Raw genomic sequence first — 17,426 nt, 5'->3', positions numbered from 1 at the left:
GACGAAGAAGGACTGATCATGCAGATGCCCACCGGCGGAATCCCCGCGCACCTGATGCCGCAGAGCCGCTACATCCTGCCGAGCTTTGAAGAGCGCACGGCGTACGGCTACAAGCGCCAAGACCCCTACGCCAAGCTCTTCGAAGACCGCATCGTCTTCCTCGGTGTGCAGGTCGACGACGCGAGCGCCGACGACGTGATGGCCCAGCTGCTCGTGCTCGAAAGCCAAGACCCTGAGCGCGACATCGTCATGTACATCAACTCGCCCGGCGGCTCGTTCACGGCCATGACGGCGATCTACGACACGATGCAGTACATCCGTCCGCAGATTCAGACGGTCGTGCTCGGCCAGGCTGCCTCAGCCGCCGCCGTGCTGCTCGCCGCGGGCTCGCCCGGCAAGCGCCTGGCGCTGCCGAACGCGCGCGTGCTGATCCACCAGCCGGCCACCGGCGACGCGGGTCGCGGGCAGGCCTCCGACATCGAGATTCAGGCGAAAGAGATCGCCCGCCTGCGCGCGTGGCTCGAAGAGACGCTGTCGAAGCACTCGAACAAGAGCGTCGAGGAGGTCCACAAAGACATCGACCGCGACAAGATCCTCATCGCGCACGAGGCGCTCGAGTACGGCCTGATCGACCAGGTGCTTACGAGTCGCAAGACGCAGCCGGCGCTCACCGCGGGCTAACTGCGCGCTGCGCGAACGACGCGAGCCCCGCATCCGAATTCTGGATGCGGGGCTCGCGGTCGTTCACGGCGCGTTACGCGCGGCGGCGGCGCGCGTACAGAATGCCGCCGATGATCGCGGCGAGCAGGGCGAGCGCGCCCACGGCGATGCCGACGGTCGCGGCGACGGGGAGGCCGCCATCGTCGGACGTGGCCTGCGCGTCGGCCGTGTCGCTCGGCGTGGGCGTCGGCTCTTCGCTGGCGGCCGGCTCGTCGCTGGCCGGCGCGTCGGGAACCTCGCTCGGTGCGGGGTCGGCGGCACCCGGAATCGGGTCGCCGCAGCTGAGCGGCTCGGGGCTTCCGGGCGTCACGACGGCGTCGCCGGTCGGCGCGTAGTCGAACGTGAACTCACCCGACAGGGTGTGACTGTCGGACGAGATGAACTGGTACGCGAGGGTATACGTGCCCGCCTCGCCGAGCGTTGCCGGCATGCTGAGCGTCGCACCGTCGACGGCGAGGCAGCCGTCGCCGTAGAACTGGCCGGCGGCGTCGGTGACCTGCAGGGCGAAGCCGGTGCCGTCGCCCGCAATGTCGAGCATCTCCTCGTTGGTGACGACGTCGAAGCGCTCGGGCACCTCGGTGATGCTTGCGCCCTCGCCGGGAGTCGTCGAGACGACGAAGTTGTGGGCCGAGGCGGGGCTGACCGCGGCGAGCGACAGCAGAGCGGCGGCGCCGACGGCCGCGAGTGAGCCGAGGGTCGTGCGGAATGCGGCCGCTCGAGAATCGCGGTCGAGGGAACGGAGTGTGGTCGTGGTCATGGTGCGTCCTTCACAAAGTGTCTGAGGGCCGATAGCCCGGGGGCGTGCGCGTGCACGGCGGGTGGCGGAATCGCCGGGGGTGAGCTCAGACGAGGACGGGCGGGCCGCGACGTGTCAGCGGCCGCGTCTGCGGGCGCGCGGCGGGCACAACGCGGCGACGAGCGGCAGGATGCGCGGCGCGCGCTGGTCGCTCGCTGACGGCCGCGAGGCTGCTCCGCCGTGTCGCGCGCGAGATCGCGCGTGCGAGCGTCACGAGCGCGCGTTCGATCGCGGAGCGTCCGCCGAGTACGACCAGCATGGCGACGGCAGCCGCGACGAGGTGGGCGCCGAGCATCGCGCTCGACGCGAGCGCCGCGTCGGCCGTCACCGCGCCGAGGGTCGCGACGTGCTCAAGGGCGGTGTGCTGGGCGTGCGGGGCGTGCTCGATTGGGGCGTGGGCGGCACCCCCTGATTCGGGGCCGAACACCGAGAACAGGAGGTGGAAGATGGCCTGGTCGACGGCGACCCCGATGGCCAGCCTCGCCGGCGTCGCTCGGCGGCCCACGACGAGCGCCCCCACCGGCACCCCGATCAGCAGGGCGAAGACGAGGGTCGGGAGGGCGGCGATGCCGCCGCCCGCGAGGGCGTGGCCGGTGGCCGCAACGACCACCGCAACCAGCGCGACGAGGCTCGAGGCGGCGACGCGGATGCGTCGTGCGGCGAGGCGATCGTCGGTCGTCATGGTGTCTCCAGGGTAGGCGGGGCGCGCGAGGGCGGGCTGTGTGCGATTCGTGACCCGAGCATCCGACGATCGCTGATCGGGGCACATGCTCAGCTTCGCGCGACGCGCCCGGGGGAGAGGGCGTGCACGAACGTCGGTGGTGGGGGTTAGGCTCGACGCACACCGCCCGCGGTCAGAGAAAGGAGGCGCTCATGGCTCGCATCGGAGAGAGCGCCGACCTGCTCAAGTGCTCGTTCTGTGGCAAGAGCCAGAAGCAGGTCCAACAGCTGATCGCCGGGCCCGGCGTCTACATCTGCGACGAGTGCGTCGAGCTGTGTAACGAGATCATCGAAGAGCGCCTCGCCGAGTCGGGCGAGGCGGCATCCGCCGACTTCGAACTGCCGAAGCCGCGCGAGATCTACTCCTTCCTCGGTGAGTACGTGATCGGGCAAGAGGCCGCCAAGCGCGCGCTGTCGGTGGCCGTCTACAACCACTACAAGCGCATCCGCGCAGCCCAGACCATTCAGCCGGCCGATCAGAAGGCCGACGAGGTCGAGATTGCCAAGAGCAACATCCTGCTCATCGGCCCGACCGGCTGCGGCAAGACGTACCTCGCGCAGACGCTCGCGAAGCGCCTCAACGTGCCGTTCGCGGTCGCCGATGCCACGGCGCTGACCGAGGCCGGCTACGTCGGCGAAGACGTCGAGAACATCCTGCTGAAGCTGATCCAGGCCGCTGACTACGACGTCAAGCGTGCCGAGACCGGCATCATCTACATCGACGAGGTCGACAAGATCGCCCGCAAGGCCGAGAACCCGTCGATCACGCGCGACGTATCGGGCGAGGGCGTGCAGCAGGCACTGCTGAAGATTCTCGAGGGCACGGTCGCGAGCGTTCCCCCGCAGGGCGGCCGCAAGCATCCGCACCAAGAGTTCATCCAGGTCGACACCACCAACGTGCTGTTCATCGTCGCGGGCGCGTTCGCCGGGCTCGAAGACATCATCAGCCAGCGTGCGGGCAAGCGCGGAATCGGCTTCGGTGCGCCGCTGCACGACAAATCGAAAGAGCTCGACCTCTTCAGCGAGGTGCTGCCCGAAGACCTGCACAAGTTTGGGCTGATTCCCGAATTCATCGGGCGCCTTCCCGTCGTCACCACCGTGTCGCCGCTCGACCGCGACGCGCTCATCGACATTCTCACCACGCCGCGCAATGCGCTCGTCAAGCAGTACCAGCGCATGTTCGAGATTGACGGCGTCGAACTCGAGTTCTCGCCAGAGGCGCTCGACGCGATCGCCGACCTCGCCGTGCTGCGGCAGACCGGCGCACGCGGCCTGCGCGCCATCCTCGAAGAGGTGCTCGGCCCGATCATGTTCGACGTGCCCAGCAACGACGACGTGCAGCGCGTCATCGTCACCCGCGAAGCGGTGCTCGAGAACGCCGCGCCGACCATCGTGCCGCGGCGCCCGGCTCGCCGCGAAAAGTCCGCGTAGAACAGCCCGCGCGCGCCGCGAGCGGTGCGCGACGAGCTGCGCCTTTCGAGTCGTGCGGCGTGATGCTTAGGGGTCGAGGCCGCTGACGAAGTCGGCGGTCGCGCGCGCGATCTGCGCCTGAACATCCTCCGTCGTGACGGTCGCCTCGCCATCGCCCGCCTGCGTGCCATAGTCACCGAACTGCGCGTGATTCGCGCCGTCGAGAGTGATGGTGACGGTCTCGCCGGGCAGCAGGTTCGCCCGCGAGGCAATGTCGTCGGGGGTGCTGAGGCCGTCATGTGTCGCCACGAACGACGCGACAGCGAGCTGCGAGTTCGAGAGGTCGGTGTCGCAGTAGCTGCCAAAGAGCATCAGCCCCACCACGTCAGGGGAGGCGGGTGCGTCCGAGGGCTCAGTGGCGGTCTGTACCCACTGACACGCCCGCACGCCGCCGAGCGAGTGCCCGCCAACCAGCCAGCGGTCAATGTCGGGAGCGTCCGCCGTGAACGTCTCGAGGGGGCGGGTGTCGAGAATGGCGAAGTTCAGGGTGGGGCGCGTGATGACGACCGTCATGCCGGTGGCGTTCACGATCCCGCTCATCTTGTAGAGGTACGCGGACGGCTCGACCCGGGCGCCGGGGATAAACACCAGGCCCAGCTCGTCGCCCTCGCCGCCTGCCGTCGTGGGCTCGATCACGTAGCCGCGGTCGGTGCCCGTGATCTGCACGGCATTGCTGCGCCAGACGGCGAGTGACACATCGGGGTCGGCCCGATACGGCAGGTTTGCCCAGACCAGGAAGCCCGCGACAAGGAGGCCGAGCAGGGCGAACGCGGTCCCGACGATGATGACAGCACGGCGGGCGCGAGAGGGCATGTCTTGAGTGAACGCGACGGGATGCCGTCGCCGCAAATTCCTCGTGGCGGCACGCGGTGTTCTCACAGGCGCGAAACACCCCAGAAGAATCAGTGATGGGGGATACGCTTCGCTCATGTCGGAATCGCTGCGCTCTCGCCTTCGGACCCTGCCCGATTTCCCGGATGACCTGCCCGTGTTCGATCGCTCGCAGGCGCCCGACGACCCGCAGATCCTCTTCCTGCGCTGGCTGGACGATGCGCTCGCCCACGGCCTCGTGCAGCCGCACGCCTTCACGCTGTCCACCGCCGGCCCGACCGGCCACGTCACCGCGCGCACGCTGATCTTGAAAGACCTCGATGCGGGCCGCTGGGTGTTCGCCGGCGCCCGATCGACCCGCAAGGGCATCGACCTGGCCGCCAACCCCAGCGCCGCCATGACCTTCTTCTGGCCACAGCGCGGCCGCCAGGTGCGCGTCACCGGTGAGGTGGAAGAGCTCCCCGCCGACGTCGCGGCGGCCGATTGGCGCGCTCGCCCGGCGACGGACGGCGAGGCGAACCCCGACTGGGCCGCCTGGGCGCTGACCCCCACCGAGATCGAGTTCTGGCAGGCTCGCCACGACCGCGATCACGTGCGCCACTGGTACCGCTACGGGCGCTGAGTTCGGCACCCACTACGCGACTGTCGTACCCGGCCGCATGACCGGGTGCGGCGAGCTGCGCGGCTAGGCTCAGCCTCGTGCTGCAGCCGATCATCGCGGGCGTTATCGGGGCCCTCACCGGTTTCGCCAGCTCGTTTGCGCTCGTCATCGCCGGGCTCGTCGCCGTGGGCGCCTCGCCCGCCGAGGCGGCAAGCGGCCTGCTGACCCTCTGCATCGCGCAGGCGCTGCTCGCGGGCCTGCTGTCGTGGCGGTTCCAGCAGCCGCTGTCGTTCGCGTGGTCGACGCCCGGGGCCGCCGTGCTCGTCGCCGCCCAGGGGGTGACCGACGACTACGGGGCCGCTGTCGGAGCGTTTCTCATCTGCGGGGTGCTGCTGACAATCACGGGGCTGTGGCCGGCGCTCGGGCGCGCGATGACGCGCATCCCGATGCCGATCGCGGGGGCCATGCTGGCCGGCATCCTCGTGCCGATTTGCATCGCTCCCGTCACCGCGCTCGTCGAGCAGCCCCTGCTCGCGGTGCCCGTGATCGTCGTGTGGCTCGTGCTGCTGCGCCTCGCGCCGCGGTGGGCGGTGCCGGCGGCCATGCTCGTCGCGATCATCGGCATCGTCGTGACCGGCGCCGACGCGGTCGCGGACGCACCCCTCGCGCCGGTCATCACGCTCACGCCGCCCGCCTTCGATGCCGCCGTCATCGTGAGCCTCGGGGTGCCGCTGTTCATCGTGACGATGGCGGGGCAGAACGTGCCGGGCTTCGCCGTGCTCTCAACGCTCGGCTACCGCGAGGTGCCGGCCCGCGCGATCCTCGCGTCGAGCGGGGCGGCGACCGTGGTCGCGGCGCCGTTCGGCGGCTTCGCGCTGAATCTGGCGGCGATCACCGCAGCGTTGATGGGCGGCCCCGACGCGCATCCTGACCCCGCGAAGCGGTGGGTTGCGCCCGTCGCGGGCGGCGTCACCTACGTGCTGCTCGGACTGACAGCGGGCGCGGCGACGGCCCTCGTGACGGCCGCGCCGCCGATCCTGATCATCGCGGTCGCGGGGCTTGCGCTCTTCTCGGCGCTCGCCTCAGGACTCGTCGCGGCGTTTGAGGCGCCCCCCACTCGGGTCGTCGCCGCGGTCACGCTCGTGGTGGTGGCCTCCGGCGTCGTCGTCGCGGGTATCGGCAGTGCCTTTTGGGGGCTCGTCGCGGGGGCTATCGTGATGCTCGTGACCCGCACTCGCGCGTCATAGCCGGCAGAGACGCCGAGCGAAAGGACGGGCACCACCCATGAGTCCTCACATCATCACCGCGGCCCGCCGGGGTGCCATCTACGGCATCATCATCTCGTTCTCGGCCGCCGCGCTCGTCGGCATTGTGGCGCTCCTCGGCGGCGACTTTGGCGAGACGCAGGGCCGCGTCGTGCTCACCACCGTGCTCGTCGGGGCGTTCTCGATTACGGCGCTGTGCCACCTCGCCGTCGCCGACCGCGCGATGCGCGTCGTCGCCGCGGTCGGCCTGCTTGCGAGCGCTGCCGGACTCGTTTTCGGGCTCGTCCTGATCTGGCGTGACTGGGATGCGCCGGGATTCGATGACTGGCTGCGCGCGTTTGCGACCGCGGGCATCCTCGCGGTGAGTGTCGCGCACGCGAACCTGCTGTTGCTGCTGGCGGGGCGGCGGCGCCGGGTCATTCGGGTTGGGCTCGCGCTGACGTTGGTGGCGATCGCGGTGGTCGCCGTGATGCTGATCCTCCCGATCCTGACCGACGGCGACATTCCGGGGCCCGACGCCGAGCTCTACTGGAGGGTGGCCGGCGTCGTCGGAATTCTCGACGCGCTCGGAACCGTCGTCGTGCCGGTGCTCGCGATCTTCCTGCGTGATGGCGCAGACGCAGCGAGCGCGGGCACCGAGACGGTGGTGGGCGGCCAGACATCGAGCGGTGACGCGCTGACCGTGACGGTTCCCGCATCGCTCGCCGACGAGCTGCGTCGGCGGGCGGCCGATGACGGTGTGCCGGTTGAGGTGAGCATCATCGAGGCGCTGCGCCGATCACTACGCTGAGCGCATGACTGGCGACTTTCGTACCCTGCCCGCCGACGAGCGTTCGGCGGCGGCCCTCGCCGAGCAGGGCCTGCGGTACGAGCTCGTCGGCGACGACCCCGAACGCCACGACGGCTTCTCTCAGGCGGTATCGCGCGGCTTTTACGGCGAGCAGCTCACCGCTGAGCGCCTGGGCGAGCGACGCCCCGGCTTCGCCGACAATCGGTCGATCGGCGTCTACGACGACATGGCCGCAGAACCGCTCGTGCCGGTCGCCACGGTCGACAGTTGGACGAGCCCCCTCGGAATGCCCGGCGGCAGCTCGCTCGAATCGTGGGCCATCAGCATGGTCACCGTCGCGCCCACCCATCGCCGACGGGGCATCGCTCGGGCGCTCCTCGAGGGCGAGCTGCGCACCGCCGCCGCACACGGCTCTCCCATCGCCGTGCTGACCGTATCGGAGTCGACCATCTACGGCCGGTACGGCTTCGGCCCCGCCACCTGGGCGGCCGAACTGGTCGTCGACACGACGCGTGCCGACTGGGTGGGGCCGACGCCTGCCGGCCGCCTCCACCTCGTGTCGAGGGAGGCCGTGCGCGAGTTCGGGCCCGCCATTGAGGAGCGCGCTCGCGCCCACGGCAGCATCGCGACGTGGGGTGGCTTCTGGGATCGCCAGCTGGGCCTGCGCCCATCCGACGCCTCGAGCGCCGCGAGCATTCGTGCCGTGCGCTACGACGACGAGGCGGGTGCGCCGCAGGGCTTCGCGGTGTACCGGGTGAAAGACTCGGGTCCCGACTTCACGAAGCACCCCGTGGAGGTCATCGAACTGATCGCGGCGAGCGACGACGCGTACGCGGCGCTGTGGCGGTACCTTCTCGAGCTCGACCTCGTGCACGAGGTCGTCGCGGTCAATCGCAGCGTCGACGAACCCGTCCGCTTCATGGTGGCGGATGCGCGCGCGGTTCAGACGCGGTCGGTCACCGATCATCTGTGGGCGCGCATCCTCGATCTGCCGCGCTGCCTCGAGGGCCGCACCTGGCAGCAGGCGGGTCGGCTTGTGCTTGACGTCGCCGACCCCCTCGACTTCGCCTCGGGGCGTATCGCGCTCGACGTCGATGCCGATGGCCGCGCGACGGTGTCAAGCAGCACCGAGAACCCCGACATCACGCTCGGCGTCGCCGCGCTCAGCTCCGTGCTGCTCGGCGGTGCGAGCCCGATCACGCTGGCGGCTGCGGGGCGCCTGGCGGGGGAGCCGACGGCAGTCGAGCGCCTCTCCCGGATGGCGGTGACGCCAACGCCGCCGACGCTCGGCTTCTGGTTCTAGCGGCGAGGGCCGTCTGTTTCGTCGTGTGACAGCGACGCTGGCCGCTGGCGATGATCGTCCGTACCGTGGGCGCATGTTCGCCGACCAGCCCTCGCCGTCACTCCGTCAGCACGCGCTGATTGCGTGCGGCGAGATGTGCCCGTCGACGGCCCCGGGGCACGCGGTCTCACCGATCCAGAATCGCCTCGCCGCGGCGACCCCCGGGAAGTGGCGTGACGCGGTGATCGTGTCGGCGCACGGCGCAGGCTGGGTCGAGCTGGCAAATCTCGACGGCGAGGCGACCACCATCGTCTGGAATCACGCCGATCTTCGCGGCGCGCTGCCGTCTGGCACCCCTGTGGCGGTTCACGAGGTGTACGGGGTGCTGCGGGTCGGCACCCAGACGTACAGTGTGCTGCGCGCGGGTGCCGAACTCGCGGGCTAAGGCTTAGCGCATCGACGCCATCATGGCGTCGCAGGCATCCACCAATTCCGAGCAGGCCATCGCGCACATCCGGCAGGTGTCGCTCATGTCTGCGTGGCTCGAGCACTCCTCCATACACGCCTGAGCCATCGCCTTGCAGGCCTCCAGTGACGCCATCATGACGGTCGCGTTCATGCCGGCCGGGCGCATCATCATCCGCATCATGGTGTTGCTCATGTCAGCGCAGTTGGAGCACATGGCGGCACAGCGCGCCATGCCGTCCATCTCCATCATGCTGTTCGAGCACATCGTGCAGGCCTGCTCGCACGCGGAGGCAGCCTCCATGAGGTTCTGCATCGCGGCCATGTCCATGGTCTGCGCCATCGACCCGGCCATCATCATTCGCATGTCCATTGAACTCTCGCTTCCCTACTCGTCGACGCCGTTACGGCTCGTGTGTGACGTCAGGCTACGCGCGGGCTCGCGAGGCATGCCCGGCATTGCCGGGAACCTCTCAGGGGGCTAGGCGGCGAGCCCTCGGCGGGTCAGCAGCGGCTCGATGACCGCCTCGCGGCCGCGGAACTCGCGATACGACTCCAGCGGGTCGCGCGTGCCGCCGATGCCGAGGATGTATTCGCGGAAGCGGTCGCCGTTCGCGCGGGTGAGGCCGCCGTTTTCCTTGAACCATTCGACGGTGTCGGCGTCGAGCACCTCGCTCCAGATGTAGCCGTAGTACGAGGCGCCATAACCGCCCGCGAAGATGTGCGCGAAGTACGTCGAGCTGTACCGTGTCGGCACGGCGGGGTTGTCGAGGCCAGCCCGAGCGAGGGCCGCGGCCTCGAAGGCGGCGACGTCGGTAACCGCGTTGGCCTCCTCTGCCGAGAGGCGGTGCCAGGCCTGGTCGAGCAGTGAGGCCGCGAGGTACTCGTTCGTCGCAAAGCCCTCGCCCCAGGTCTCGCTGGCGCGAATTTTCTCGATCGTCTCGGCGGGAATGGGCTCGCCGGTGACGTGGTGACGGGCGTAGTCCTCGACGAGTCCGGGCCAGAGCATCCACATCTCGTTGACCTGGCTGGGAAACTCGACGAAGTCGCGGAACACGTTCGTGCCCGCCTGCGAGGGATACGTGACGTGCGCGAGGAGGCCGTGCAGGGCGTGGCCGAACTCGTGGAAGAACGTGTTCACCTCGTCGAAGGTCAACAGGGTCGGCTCGCCCGCCGAGGGCTTCGGCACGTTCAGGTTGTTGACGACGACCGCGCGCTGACCCAGCAGCTCGTTTTGCTCGACGAACGAGTTCATCCACGCGCCGCCGCGCTTCGAGTCGCGGGTGTACAGGTCGAGCACGTAGAGGCCGAGCTCCGAGCCGTCCTCGTTGTACACCTCAAAGACGCGCGCTTCGGGGTGGTAGCCGACGAGGTCTGTTCGCTCGGCGAAGGTGATGCCGAAGACCCGCGTGGCCGCGGCGAACACGCCGTGGTGCAGCACGCGTTCGGCCTCGAAGTACGGGCGCAACGCTGCCGTGTCGACGTCGAACTCGGCGGCGCGCACCTTCTCGCTGTAGAAGGCCCAGTCGTGCGCCTCAATCGGGTGGCCGGCGATGGCCTCGAGCTTCTCTTGCTCGGCGAGGGCGTTGCGGGCGGCGGCGGGCGCGAGCCTGTCGAGCATCGCGGCGACGTTGTCGGCGGTCTTCGCGGTCTGGTTGGCGGTGATGAACGCGGAGTGGCTGTCGAAGCCGAGCAACTCGGCGCGCTCGGCGCGCAGGCGCACCATCTCGAGCAAGACCTCGCGGTTGTCGTGGTCGTTTCCGCGGCTGCCGCGGGCACGGGATGCGCGCATCACGCGCTCACGCAGCTCGCGGTTGGTGAGGGACGCCAGGTACGGATGCCCCGTCGGCAGGACGAGCGTGATGAGGTATTTGCCGTCGAGCCCCCGGTCGGCCGCAGCCTGCGCGCAGGCCGCGATTTCGCCCGAGGTGAGGCCGTCAAGTTCGGCGACGTCGTCCACCACGACGGCCAGGTCGTTGGTGTCGGCGAGCAGATTGTTCTGGAACTTGGTCGACAGCGTCGACAGGCGGCCGTTGAGCTCGCTGAGCCGCGCCTTCGCGGCATCGTCGAGCCCGGCGCCGGCGAGGAACATCTCGGTGCGGCGGCGCTCGATGAGGTAGCGCTGGTCGTCGCTGAGGTCGAGGCTGTCGCGTTGCGCGTACAGCGCGTCGATGCGGGCAAACAGGGTTGCATCGAGGCTGATGGCGTCTTCGTGGGCCGAGAGAAGCGCGGCGTAGCGCTCTTCCAGTGCGTTCGTCGCGTCATTCGAGTCAGCGCTCGACTTGTTGAAGAACACGCGCAGCACGCGCCCGAGCAGCTGCCCACTGCGCTCGAGCGGCTCGATCGTGTTCGCGAACGTGGGCTCATCCGCCTGCGCGGTGATCGCCTCGATCTCGCGGCGCTGCTCGGCCATGCCGGCCTCGATCGCCTCGGCGTAGTGATCGTCGGTGATCTCGGCGAAGGGAGGCAGCTGGTACGGGAGCGTACTCGGAGCGAAGAACGGATTGGTCATGACAGCCACCCTAGGGTGCGCCCGCAAAGAACTCCTTGCAAAGTACACATTGCAAAAAAGTCATTGCAAAGAAGTACTTGCAAAGATGTCTTTGCGATCGTATCCTGATGTCATGACCGACACCGAGCACCCCGAAGGCCGCATTGCCGACCTCGACGGGCTGAAGGCGCTGGCTCACCCCCTGCGCGTGCAGATCATCGAGGCGCTGTCGACGTACGGCCCGCACACGGCGAGCACCCTCGGTGATCGTCTCGGCGAGTCGAGCGGGGCCACGAGCTACCACCTCCGTCAACTCGAGAAGCACGGCTACGTGCGCGAGGTCGAGGGGCGCGGCACGGCCCGCGAGCGGTGGTGGGAGCGCACCCCCGGCGGCATCCACCTGTCGAGCCCCGACGCGATGGAGTCCGAGGCGGGTCGGCAGGCCAACCGCGTCATCATGCGTGAGTGGTTGCACCACCGCGAGTCGGGCGTCCGCTCGATCATCGACGGGGGTCTTGAGCGCCTCGACAAAAAGTGGCACGAGGCCACCGTGCTCAACTCCGCCAGTGTCCACGTGACCGCGGCTCAGCTCGAAGAGTTCAATGAGCGCATCATGCAGCTCGTTGCCGACTTCGCGCGTGAGCACCGCGGTCAACGGGTCGTCGGTTCCCGACCCGTCCAAATTCAATATTTCGCATTCCCCGTGCTCGATGGGCACGAGATCACCGAGGAGGACGCGTCATGACGACCATGAGCATCCCCGTCATCGCCTCGCCGCGCGCCGTGCGCCGGCCGGTCGTACGCCGCGTGGCGCGCGCTCTCGGCCTGGCACTCATCGCGTGGGCAAAAGCAGACAGGCAACATCGAACTCACGATCAGCAGGCGCTCAGCATTCGCGCAGAGAATGACCGGCAGAAGGCACTGGCCTTCTACCGCTACGGCATCACCTCGTAGCGGCTGTTCGACAACCAGCACCCCGCGCCACGCGGCGCACGCACCGATGGCACACCGGATGTCCGAGCATCCGCCATCGGCCGGAGCACCTCATCTCCGACCTCCCGCCGCGTGACGCGGGGTGTTGCACGTTCACGGCGTGCGGCGTCCGCCGCCGCTAGGCCTCCTCGTTCGAGACGTGCACCTCGCCGTCGGCGGCTACGCGAATCGTCGTGCCGTCGTCGAGCTGCACGACCGGGCGGCGTTCGAGCCACGTCAACGTCCAGCGCCAGTCGGTGACGTCGAGCCCGAGCAGTTCACCCTCGACCTGGCGGATCGCCGCCAACACCTCAGGCGTCAACTGCGCCGGGGGAGCATCGCCGACGGCCCATCGTGTTCCCAACTGCATGGCGGCTAGACCTCTTTCTCGTAGGTGACCCAGGTGGTGCGTTCGGCGAGCCGGTCGTACACGCGCTGTGCGCGCTCGTTGTCCGCGGCGGTGATCCAGCGCAGGGTGCCGCCGCCGTGGGCGGCAGCGTGCGCGGCGATCGCGTCAATCAGGGCGGTTCCGGCGCCGGTCCCCCGCGCATTCTCGTCGGTATAGAGGTCGTCGAGGTACCACCCGTGGCCCGCCGTGAACGTGTCGGATTGCTCCCGAACGTGCGCGAATCCGATGACGCGGCCGCGCGCATCCTCTGCCAGGAAACAGATCAGCGGATGCTCGGGGTCGCGAATCCAGCGCCACACGCCATCGAGAACGGGGCGGTCGAACGCGGTCTCGTAGAAGACGCCGTAGGCCGTGAACAGTTCGCGCCAGCGCGCCTCATCGCCGTCGGCGGCGAATCGCACGGTCAGCATCGGACAAGTGTGGCGCAGACGATGCGGGGCGCGCCAGCCGACGCTGTGCGCGCCCCGCATCGTCGCGCGTCGGGTCAGGCGGCGGGAAGCTCGCCCAGCTCGATCGACACGACGGCAATCTCGTCGGCCTCGGTCAGTTCGAGCTCGGCGATGCGCCCGACGGCCTTCAGGTCGTCGGCGGCGAAGGTGAGCAGCGCCGGGCCGGCGAGTACGGCCCGGGTGACCGGCGTCTTCTGCGAGGCCTTCGCGTCGGTCTTGGCGCGGCGCACCCCGATCAGCGCCTGCGAGACGAGCGCCAGCAGCCCGCCCGCCGTCGCATCGACGCCGATCTCGTCGACGGTCGGCCACGCGGCGGTGTGCACGCTGCCCTCGTGGGTCCAGCTCCAGACCTCCTCGGTGGCGAAGGGCAGCACCGGCGCGAGCAGGCGCAGCATGACGTCGATCGCGAGGCGCAGGGCGGCCACGGCACTCGCCTGCCCCGCCTCGCCCTGCGAGCCGTAGGCGCGCTCCTTGACGAGTTCGAGGTAGTCGTCGCAGAAGGTCCAGAAGAACTGCTCGGTGGTCTCGAGGGCACGGGCGTGGTCGTACGCGTCGTACGCGGCCGTTGCGGTCTCGACGACCTGCGCGAGGGTCGCGAGCATGTCGACGTCGAGCGCCTCGGTGACCGCGCTGCTGCCCGCAGTCGCAGCCTCGGGCGCCGGGAACGAGTAGACGAACTTCGCCGCGTTCAGCACCTTGATCGCGAGGCGCCGCCCGATCTTCATCTGCTTCGGGTTCTGCGGGTCGAAGGCGGCGTCGGTGCCGAGGCGCGAGCTCGCGGCCCAGTAGCGCACAGCGTCCGAGCCGTGCGTCTCGAGCATCGCGGCCGGGGTGACCACGTTGCCCTTCGACTTCGACATCTTCTTGCGGTCGGGATCGACGATGAACCCCGAGATGCCCGCGTTCTTCCACGGGATCGTGCCGTGCTCGAGTTCGGCGCGTAGCACAGTCGAGAACAGCCAGGTGCGGATGATGTCTTGACCCTGGCTGCGCAGGTCGTACGGGAAGACCAGGTCGAACAGGGCCGGGTCGTCCTCCCAGCGCGCGGCGATCTGGGGCGTCAGGCTCGACGTCGCCCAGGTGTCCATGATGTCGACCTCGCCGACAAAGCCGCCGGGCTCGCCGCGCTGCGACTCGTCGAAGCCGGGTGCCGCCATCGACGACGGGTCGACGGGCAGCTGCTCTTCGCTCGGCACGATCGGCTCGCCGGTGATCTCGCCGTGCTCGTCGAGGCGGTACCAGACGGGGATCGGCACGCCGAAGAAGCGCTGGCGCGAAATGAGCCAGTCGCCCGAGAGGCCGCCGACCCAGTTCTCGTAGCGCACGCGCATGAAGTCGGGGTGGAAGGCGACCTGCTGTCCGCGCTCGATGAGGCGGGCGTTGAGGGCCTCGTCACGCGCGCCGTTCGTGATGTACCACTGGCGGGTCGTGACGATCTCGAGCGGCTTGTCGCCCTTCTCGAAGAACTTCACCGGGTGGGTGATGGCGCGCGGCTCGCCGTGCAGGTCTCCTGACTCGCTGAGCAGCTCGACTATGCGGGCCTTCGCGCTGAACACGGTCTTACCCGCGATTTCCGCGTAGACCCCCTGGGCCGCACCCTCAATGCCGGGGGGCGGGTCGGCGAGGATCCGGCCGTCCTTGCCCAGAATGGGGCGCGTCGGCAGGTCGAGTTCGCGCCACCAGATCACGTCGGTGACGTCTCCGAAGGTGCAGACCATCGCGATGCCCGAACCCTTGTCCTGCTGTGCGAGGCGGTGGGCAACGACCGGCACCTCCACGCCGAAGAGCGGCGTTGTCACGGTCGTTCCGAAGTACGGCTGGTAGCGCTCGTCATCGGGATGCGCGACGAGGGCCACGCACGCCGCGATCAGTTCCGGCCGGGTCGTCTCGATCTCGATCGTGCCGCCGTCGGGCTTGTGGAACGACACCCGGTGGTACGCACCCGGCATCTCTTTGTCTTCAAGCTCGGCCTGGGCGACGGCGGTGCGGAAGGTGACGTCCCACAGGGTCGGCGCATCCGACTGGTAGGCCTCGCCGCGGGCGAGATTGCGCAGGAAGGCACGCTGGGCGGCGCGCTGCGCCTCGTCACCGATCGTGCGGTAGGTGAGCGACCAGTCGACGCTCAGGCCGAGCGCGCGCCACAGGTCTTCGAACTGCTTCTCGTCTTCGACGGTCAGCTTCTCGCACAGCTCGATGAAGTTGCGGCGGCTGACGGGCACCTGGTCGGCCGCCTTCGACGACTTGTTGTCGCCACCCTCGAATGGCGGGGTGAGGTCGGGGTCGTAGGGCAGCGACGGGTCGCAGCGCACGCCGTAGTAGTTCTGCACGCGGCGCTCGGTGGGCAGGCCGTTGTCGTCCCAGCCCATCGGGTAGAAGAGGTGCTGGCCGCGCATGCGCTGGTATCGCGCGGCGAGGTCCATGTGGGTGTAGCTGAACACGTGCCCGATGTGCAGCGAACCCGAGGCGGTCGGCGGGGGAGTGTCGACGGCGTAGATGCAGTCTTTACCGGCCGTCTCGGCCGCGGCCCGATCGAAGCGGTACGTGCCCTGGCGCTCCCACGCCTCACCCCACTTTGCTTCGAGTCCTTCGAGGGCGGGCTTGTCGGGCAGGGCGGCGTGAGACATCGAAAACTCGCTTCGCTATGGGCGGCACCGTGTCAAAAGGTAAAGGTGCCTGAGTGTGGGGTCGGCGTTCAGTGTACCGGCGCGAAAACGGGGGCCGGCGATGGTGCCGGCCCCCGTCAGCGGTGTGCGAGTCGCGGTTAAGCCGCGGTGGCGTCGGCGGAGATGCGCGCGTCGGCCGGGTCGTCCTCGTCGCGATCCACGCGCATCCGGATTGCGACGAGCGCGGAGACGAGCGTGATGGCGCTCATCGCGGCGAGCACGATGCCGGGGTGCCACCAGGCATTGCCCGAGAGCTCGCCGATCGTGAGCGTCAGGGCCGGAACGAAGCCCGACACGACGGCGGCGAGCGAGTAGGCGAAGCCGAGCGCCGAGTAGCGGTAGCGCTCGTCGAACAGCTCGGTGAAGATGCCCCCGAGGGCCGCCCAGCTCATCGTCGGCAGAATGCCGCCGATCACCATCATCGCCACGAGCACGGGGAAGCTCGCGAACTGCAGGAAGAAGTAGATCGGGAAGGCGACGAGCAGCGTGCCCAGGGCGCCCCAGGCGATGACCTGACCCGATCCGATGCGAGTCGCCCAGTGGCCGAACAGCGGGATCGTGATCAACTGCAGCAAGCCGCCGATCGTCGTGGCGATCAACAGCTCGTAATACTCGAAGCCGAGCACGGCGACGCCGTAGTTGATCGTGTAGGTGTTCATCAGCGAGTACGAGCCGATGCCGAGCAAGGCGACGCCGACCGCGACGAGGATGGTCACGGGCTGGCTTTTCAGCAACTCTGTCAGCGGCACGCGGGGTCGGCTGTTCGTCGACCGCACGGCCTCAAACACCGGCGTCTCGGTCACCGAGATGCGCAGGTATAGCGAGACGAGCAAGAGCGGGATCGCGGTGAGGAACGGCAGGCGCCACGCCCACTCGCCGATCTGCTCGTCGGTGAGGGCGAGGGTAAGCCAGATGAACGCGCCGGCCGAGAGAATCGAGCCGATGGGCGAGCCGAGCTGCGGCATGGCGGCGGCGAACGCACGCTTGGCGCGGCTTTCGTGCTCGGTCGCGATGAGTACCGCGCCGCCCCACTCGCCACCGAGCGAGATGCCCTGCACGAGGCGCAGCAGCACGAGAATCGCGGCACCGAGCCAGCCGGCCTGCTCGTAGGTGGGCAGCACGCCGATCAGGCCCGTGGCGACACCCATCATCGTCACGGTGACGATCAGCGTGGTTCGGCGGCCCAGGCGGTCACCGATGTGGCCGAAGATGATCGCGCCGACGGGGCGGATCACGAACGCGAGTGCGATCGAGAGGAACGACGCGAGGGTCGCCCCGAATCCGCCGAGCGGCTCGAAGAAGAGAGGCCCGACAAAGAACGCCGCGAAGTAGGCGTAGATGTAGAAGTCGTACGACTCGAGCGACGTGCCGACGAGGGAGGCCCAGCGCGCGCGACGCGCGATGCGGGGGTCAGAGGGTGCTGCGAGATCGCGGGGGGCCGCGGTCGTCGCCGAGGAGGACGTGGTTGGCGCTTTGCCACGTGCGTTATCAGTCACGAGTAG

General features: G+C 69.1%; 18 protein-coding genes. 9 read left to right on the top strand and 9 right to left on the bottom strand.

Annotation, left to right across the window (positions count from 1 at the left end; all coding sequences use genetic code 11):
- The first annotated feature begins 18 nt into the window (after positions 1-18).
- Positions 19-681 (top strand): ATP-dependent Clp protease proteolytic subunit, encoded by a 663-nt coding sequence (locus tag EV141_RS02865; RefSeq protein ID WP_130484450.1) that lies wholly within the window; start codon positions 19-21, stop codon positions 679-681.
- 73 nt (positions 682-754) lie between these two features.
- Here the strand turns inward: EV141_RS02865 and EV141_RS02860 are convergent, their stop codons facing one another.
- The gene (locus EV141_RS02860; protein ID WP_130484449.1) at positions 755-1,477 is read right to left on the bottom strand and encodes a copper resistance CopC family protein; all 723 of its coding nucleotides are present in this window, start codon (positions 1,475-1,477) and stop codon (positions 755-757) included.
- Between the two features lie 85 nt (positions 1,478-1,562).
- Positions 1,563-2,198 carry a hypothetical protein gene (locus EV141_RS02855; RefSeq protein WP_130484448.1) on the bottom strand — a complete coding sequence of 212 codons (636 nt, stop codon included), beginning with the start codon at positions 2,196-2,198 and terminating at the stop codon, positions 1,563-1,565.
- Between the two features lie 191 nt (positions 2,199-2,389).
- Between EV141_RS02855 and clpX the strand changes: the two genes are divergently transcribed.
- Entirely contained in the window at positions 2,390-3,667 is a 1,278-nt protein-coding gene (gene clpX / locus EV141_RS02850; protein WP_130484447.1) for an ATP-dependent Clp protease ATP-binding subunit ClpX, read from the top strand.
- A gap of 66 nt (positions 3,668-3,733) precedes the next feature.
- On the opposite strand, the gene EV141_RS02845 is transcribed toward clpX, so the two are convergent.
- Entirely contained in the window at positions 3,734-4,519 is a 786-nt protein-coding gene (locus EV141_RS02845; RefSeq protein WP_130484446.1) for an alpha/beta hydrolase, read from the bottom strand.
- Positions 4,520-4,634: 115 nt separating this feature from the next.
- On the opposite strand from EV141_RS02845, the gene EV141_RS02840 reads away from it, so the two are divergent.
- The 5 genes from EV141_RS02840 to EV141_RS02820 all read left to right on the top strand — a co-directional run bounded on the left by EV141_RS02840 (position 4,635) and on the right by EV141_RS02820 (position 8,920).
- Positions 4,635-5,159, top strand: coding sequence for a pyridoxine/pyridoxamine 5'-phosphate oxidase (locus EV141_RS02840; RefSeq protein WP_130484445.1), 525 nt, complete (start codon positions 4,635-4,637; stop codon positions 5,157-5,159).
- A gap of 77 nt (positions 5,160-5,236) precedes the next feature.
- Complete coding sequence (locus tag EV141_RS02835) at positions 5,237-6,385, top strand: benzoate/H(+) symporter BenE family transporter (RefSeq protein ID WP_130484444.1); 1,149 nt, start codon at positions 5,237-5,239, stop codon at positions 6,383-6,385.
- A gap of 37 nt (positions 6,386-6,422) precedes the next feature.
- Positions 6,423-7,193 (top strand): hypothetical protein, encoded by a 771-nt coding sequence (locus EV141_RS02830; RefSeq protein WP_130484443.1) that lies wholly within the window; start codon positions 6,423-6,425, stop codon positions 7,191-7,193.
- A gap of 4 nt (positions 7,194-7,197) precedes the next feature.
- Positions 7,198-8,496 (top strand): GNAT family N-acetyltransferase, encoded by a 1,299-nt coding sequence (locus EV141_RS02825; protein ID WP_130484442.1) that lies wholly within the window; start codon positions 7,198-7,200, stop codon positions 8,494-8,496.
- 73 nt (positions 8,497-8,569) lie between these two features.
- The gene (locus EV141_RS02820) at positions 8,570-8,920 is read left to right on the top strand and encodes a hypothetical protein (RefSeq protein WP_130484441.1); all 351 of its coding nucleotides are present in this window, start codon (positions 8,570-8,572) and stop codon (positions 8,918-8,920) included.
- Positions 8,921-8,923: 3 nt separating this feature from the next.
- On the opposite strand, the gene EV141_RS02815 is transcribed toward EV141_RS02820, so the two are convergent.
- Both EV141_RS02815 and EV141_RS02810 read right to left on the bottom strand, forming a co-directional pair.
- Positions 8,924-9,313 carry a four-helix bundle copper-binding protein gene (locus EV141_RS02815; protein ID WP_130484440.1) on the bottom strand — a complete coding sequence of 130 codons (390 nt, stop codon included), beginning with the start codon at positions 9,311-9,313 and terminating at the stop codon, positions 8,924-8,926.
- A 108-nt stretch (positions 9,314-9,421) separates the two neighbouring features.
- A complete protein-coding gene (locus tag EV141_RS02810; protein WP_130484439.1) occupies positions 9,422-11,452 on the bottom strand; it encodes a M3 family metallopeptidase in 2,031 nt (676 codons plus the stop codon).
- A gap of 112 nt (positions 11,453-11,564) precedes the next feature.
- On the opposite strand from EV141_RS02810, the gene EV141_RS02805 reads away from it, so the two are divergent.
- Together EV141_RS02805 and EV141_RS02800 are read left to right on the top strand one after the other, a co-directional pair.
- On the top strand, positions 11,565-12,176 hold the full coding sequence (locus EV141_RS02805) for an ArsR/SmtB family transcription factor (RefSeq protein ID WP_198675489.1): 612 nt from the start codon (positions 11,565-11,567) through the stop codon (positions 12,174-12,176).
- Complete coding sequence (locus EV141_RS02800) at positions 12,173-12,385, top strand: hypothetical protein (RefSeq protein WP_130484437.1); 213 nt, start codon at positions 12,173-12,175, stop codon at positions 12,383-12,385. The genes EV141_RS02805 and EV141_RS02800 overlap by 4 nt, the downstream gene beginning before the upstream one ends.
- Positions 12,386-12,542: 157 nt before the next feature.
- Here EV141_RS02800 and EV141_RS02795 read toward each other — a convergent pair whose 3' ends face one another.
- The 4 genes from EV141_RS02795 to EV141_RS02780 all read right to left on the bottom strand — a co-directional run bounded on the left by EV141_RS02795 (position 12,543) and on the right by EV141_RS02780 (position 17,420).
- Positions 12,543-12,773, bottom strand: a complete 231-nt coding sequence (locus EV141_RS02795) for a hypothetical protein (protein WP_130484436.1) — start codon at positions 12,771-12,773, stop codon at positions 12,543-12,545.
- A 5-nt stretch (positions 12,774-12,778) separates the two neighbouring features.
- Positions 12,779-13,222: a GNAT family N-acetyltransferase gene (locus tag EV141_RS02790; RefSeq protein WP_157985489.1), complete on the bottom strand. Its 444-nt coding sequence runs from the start codon at positions 13,220-13,222 to the stop codon at positions 12,779-12,781.
- A 74-nt stretch (positions 13,223-13,296) separates the two neighbouring features.
- Positions 13,297-15,885, bottom strand: a complete 2,589-nt coding sequence (valS, locus tag EV141_RS02785; RefSeq protein WP_130484434.1) for a valine--tRNA ligase — start codon at positions 15,883-15,885, stop codon at positions 13,297-13,299.
- 137 nt (positions 15,886-16,022) lie between these two features.
- Entirely contained in the window at positions 16,023-17,420 is a 1,398-nt protein-coding gene (locus EV141_RS02780; protein WP_241968967.1) for an MFS transporter, read from the bottom strand.
- Positions 17,421-17,426: the final 6 nt, after the last annotated feature.

The organism is Microcella putealis (assembly GCF_004216575.1).
GTDB lineage: Bacteria > Actinomycetota > Actinomycetes > Actinomycetales > Microbacteriaceae > Microcella > Microcella putealis.
This window is presented reverse-complemented; position numbering and strand designations above follow the sequence as displayed.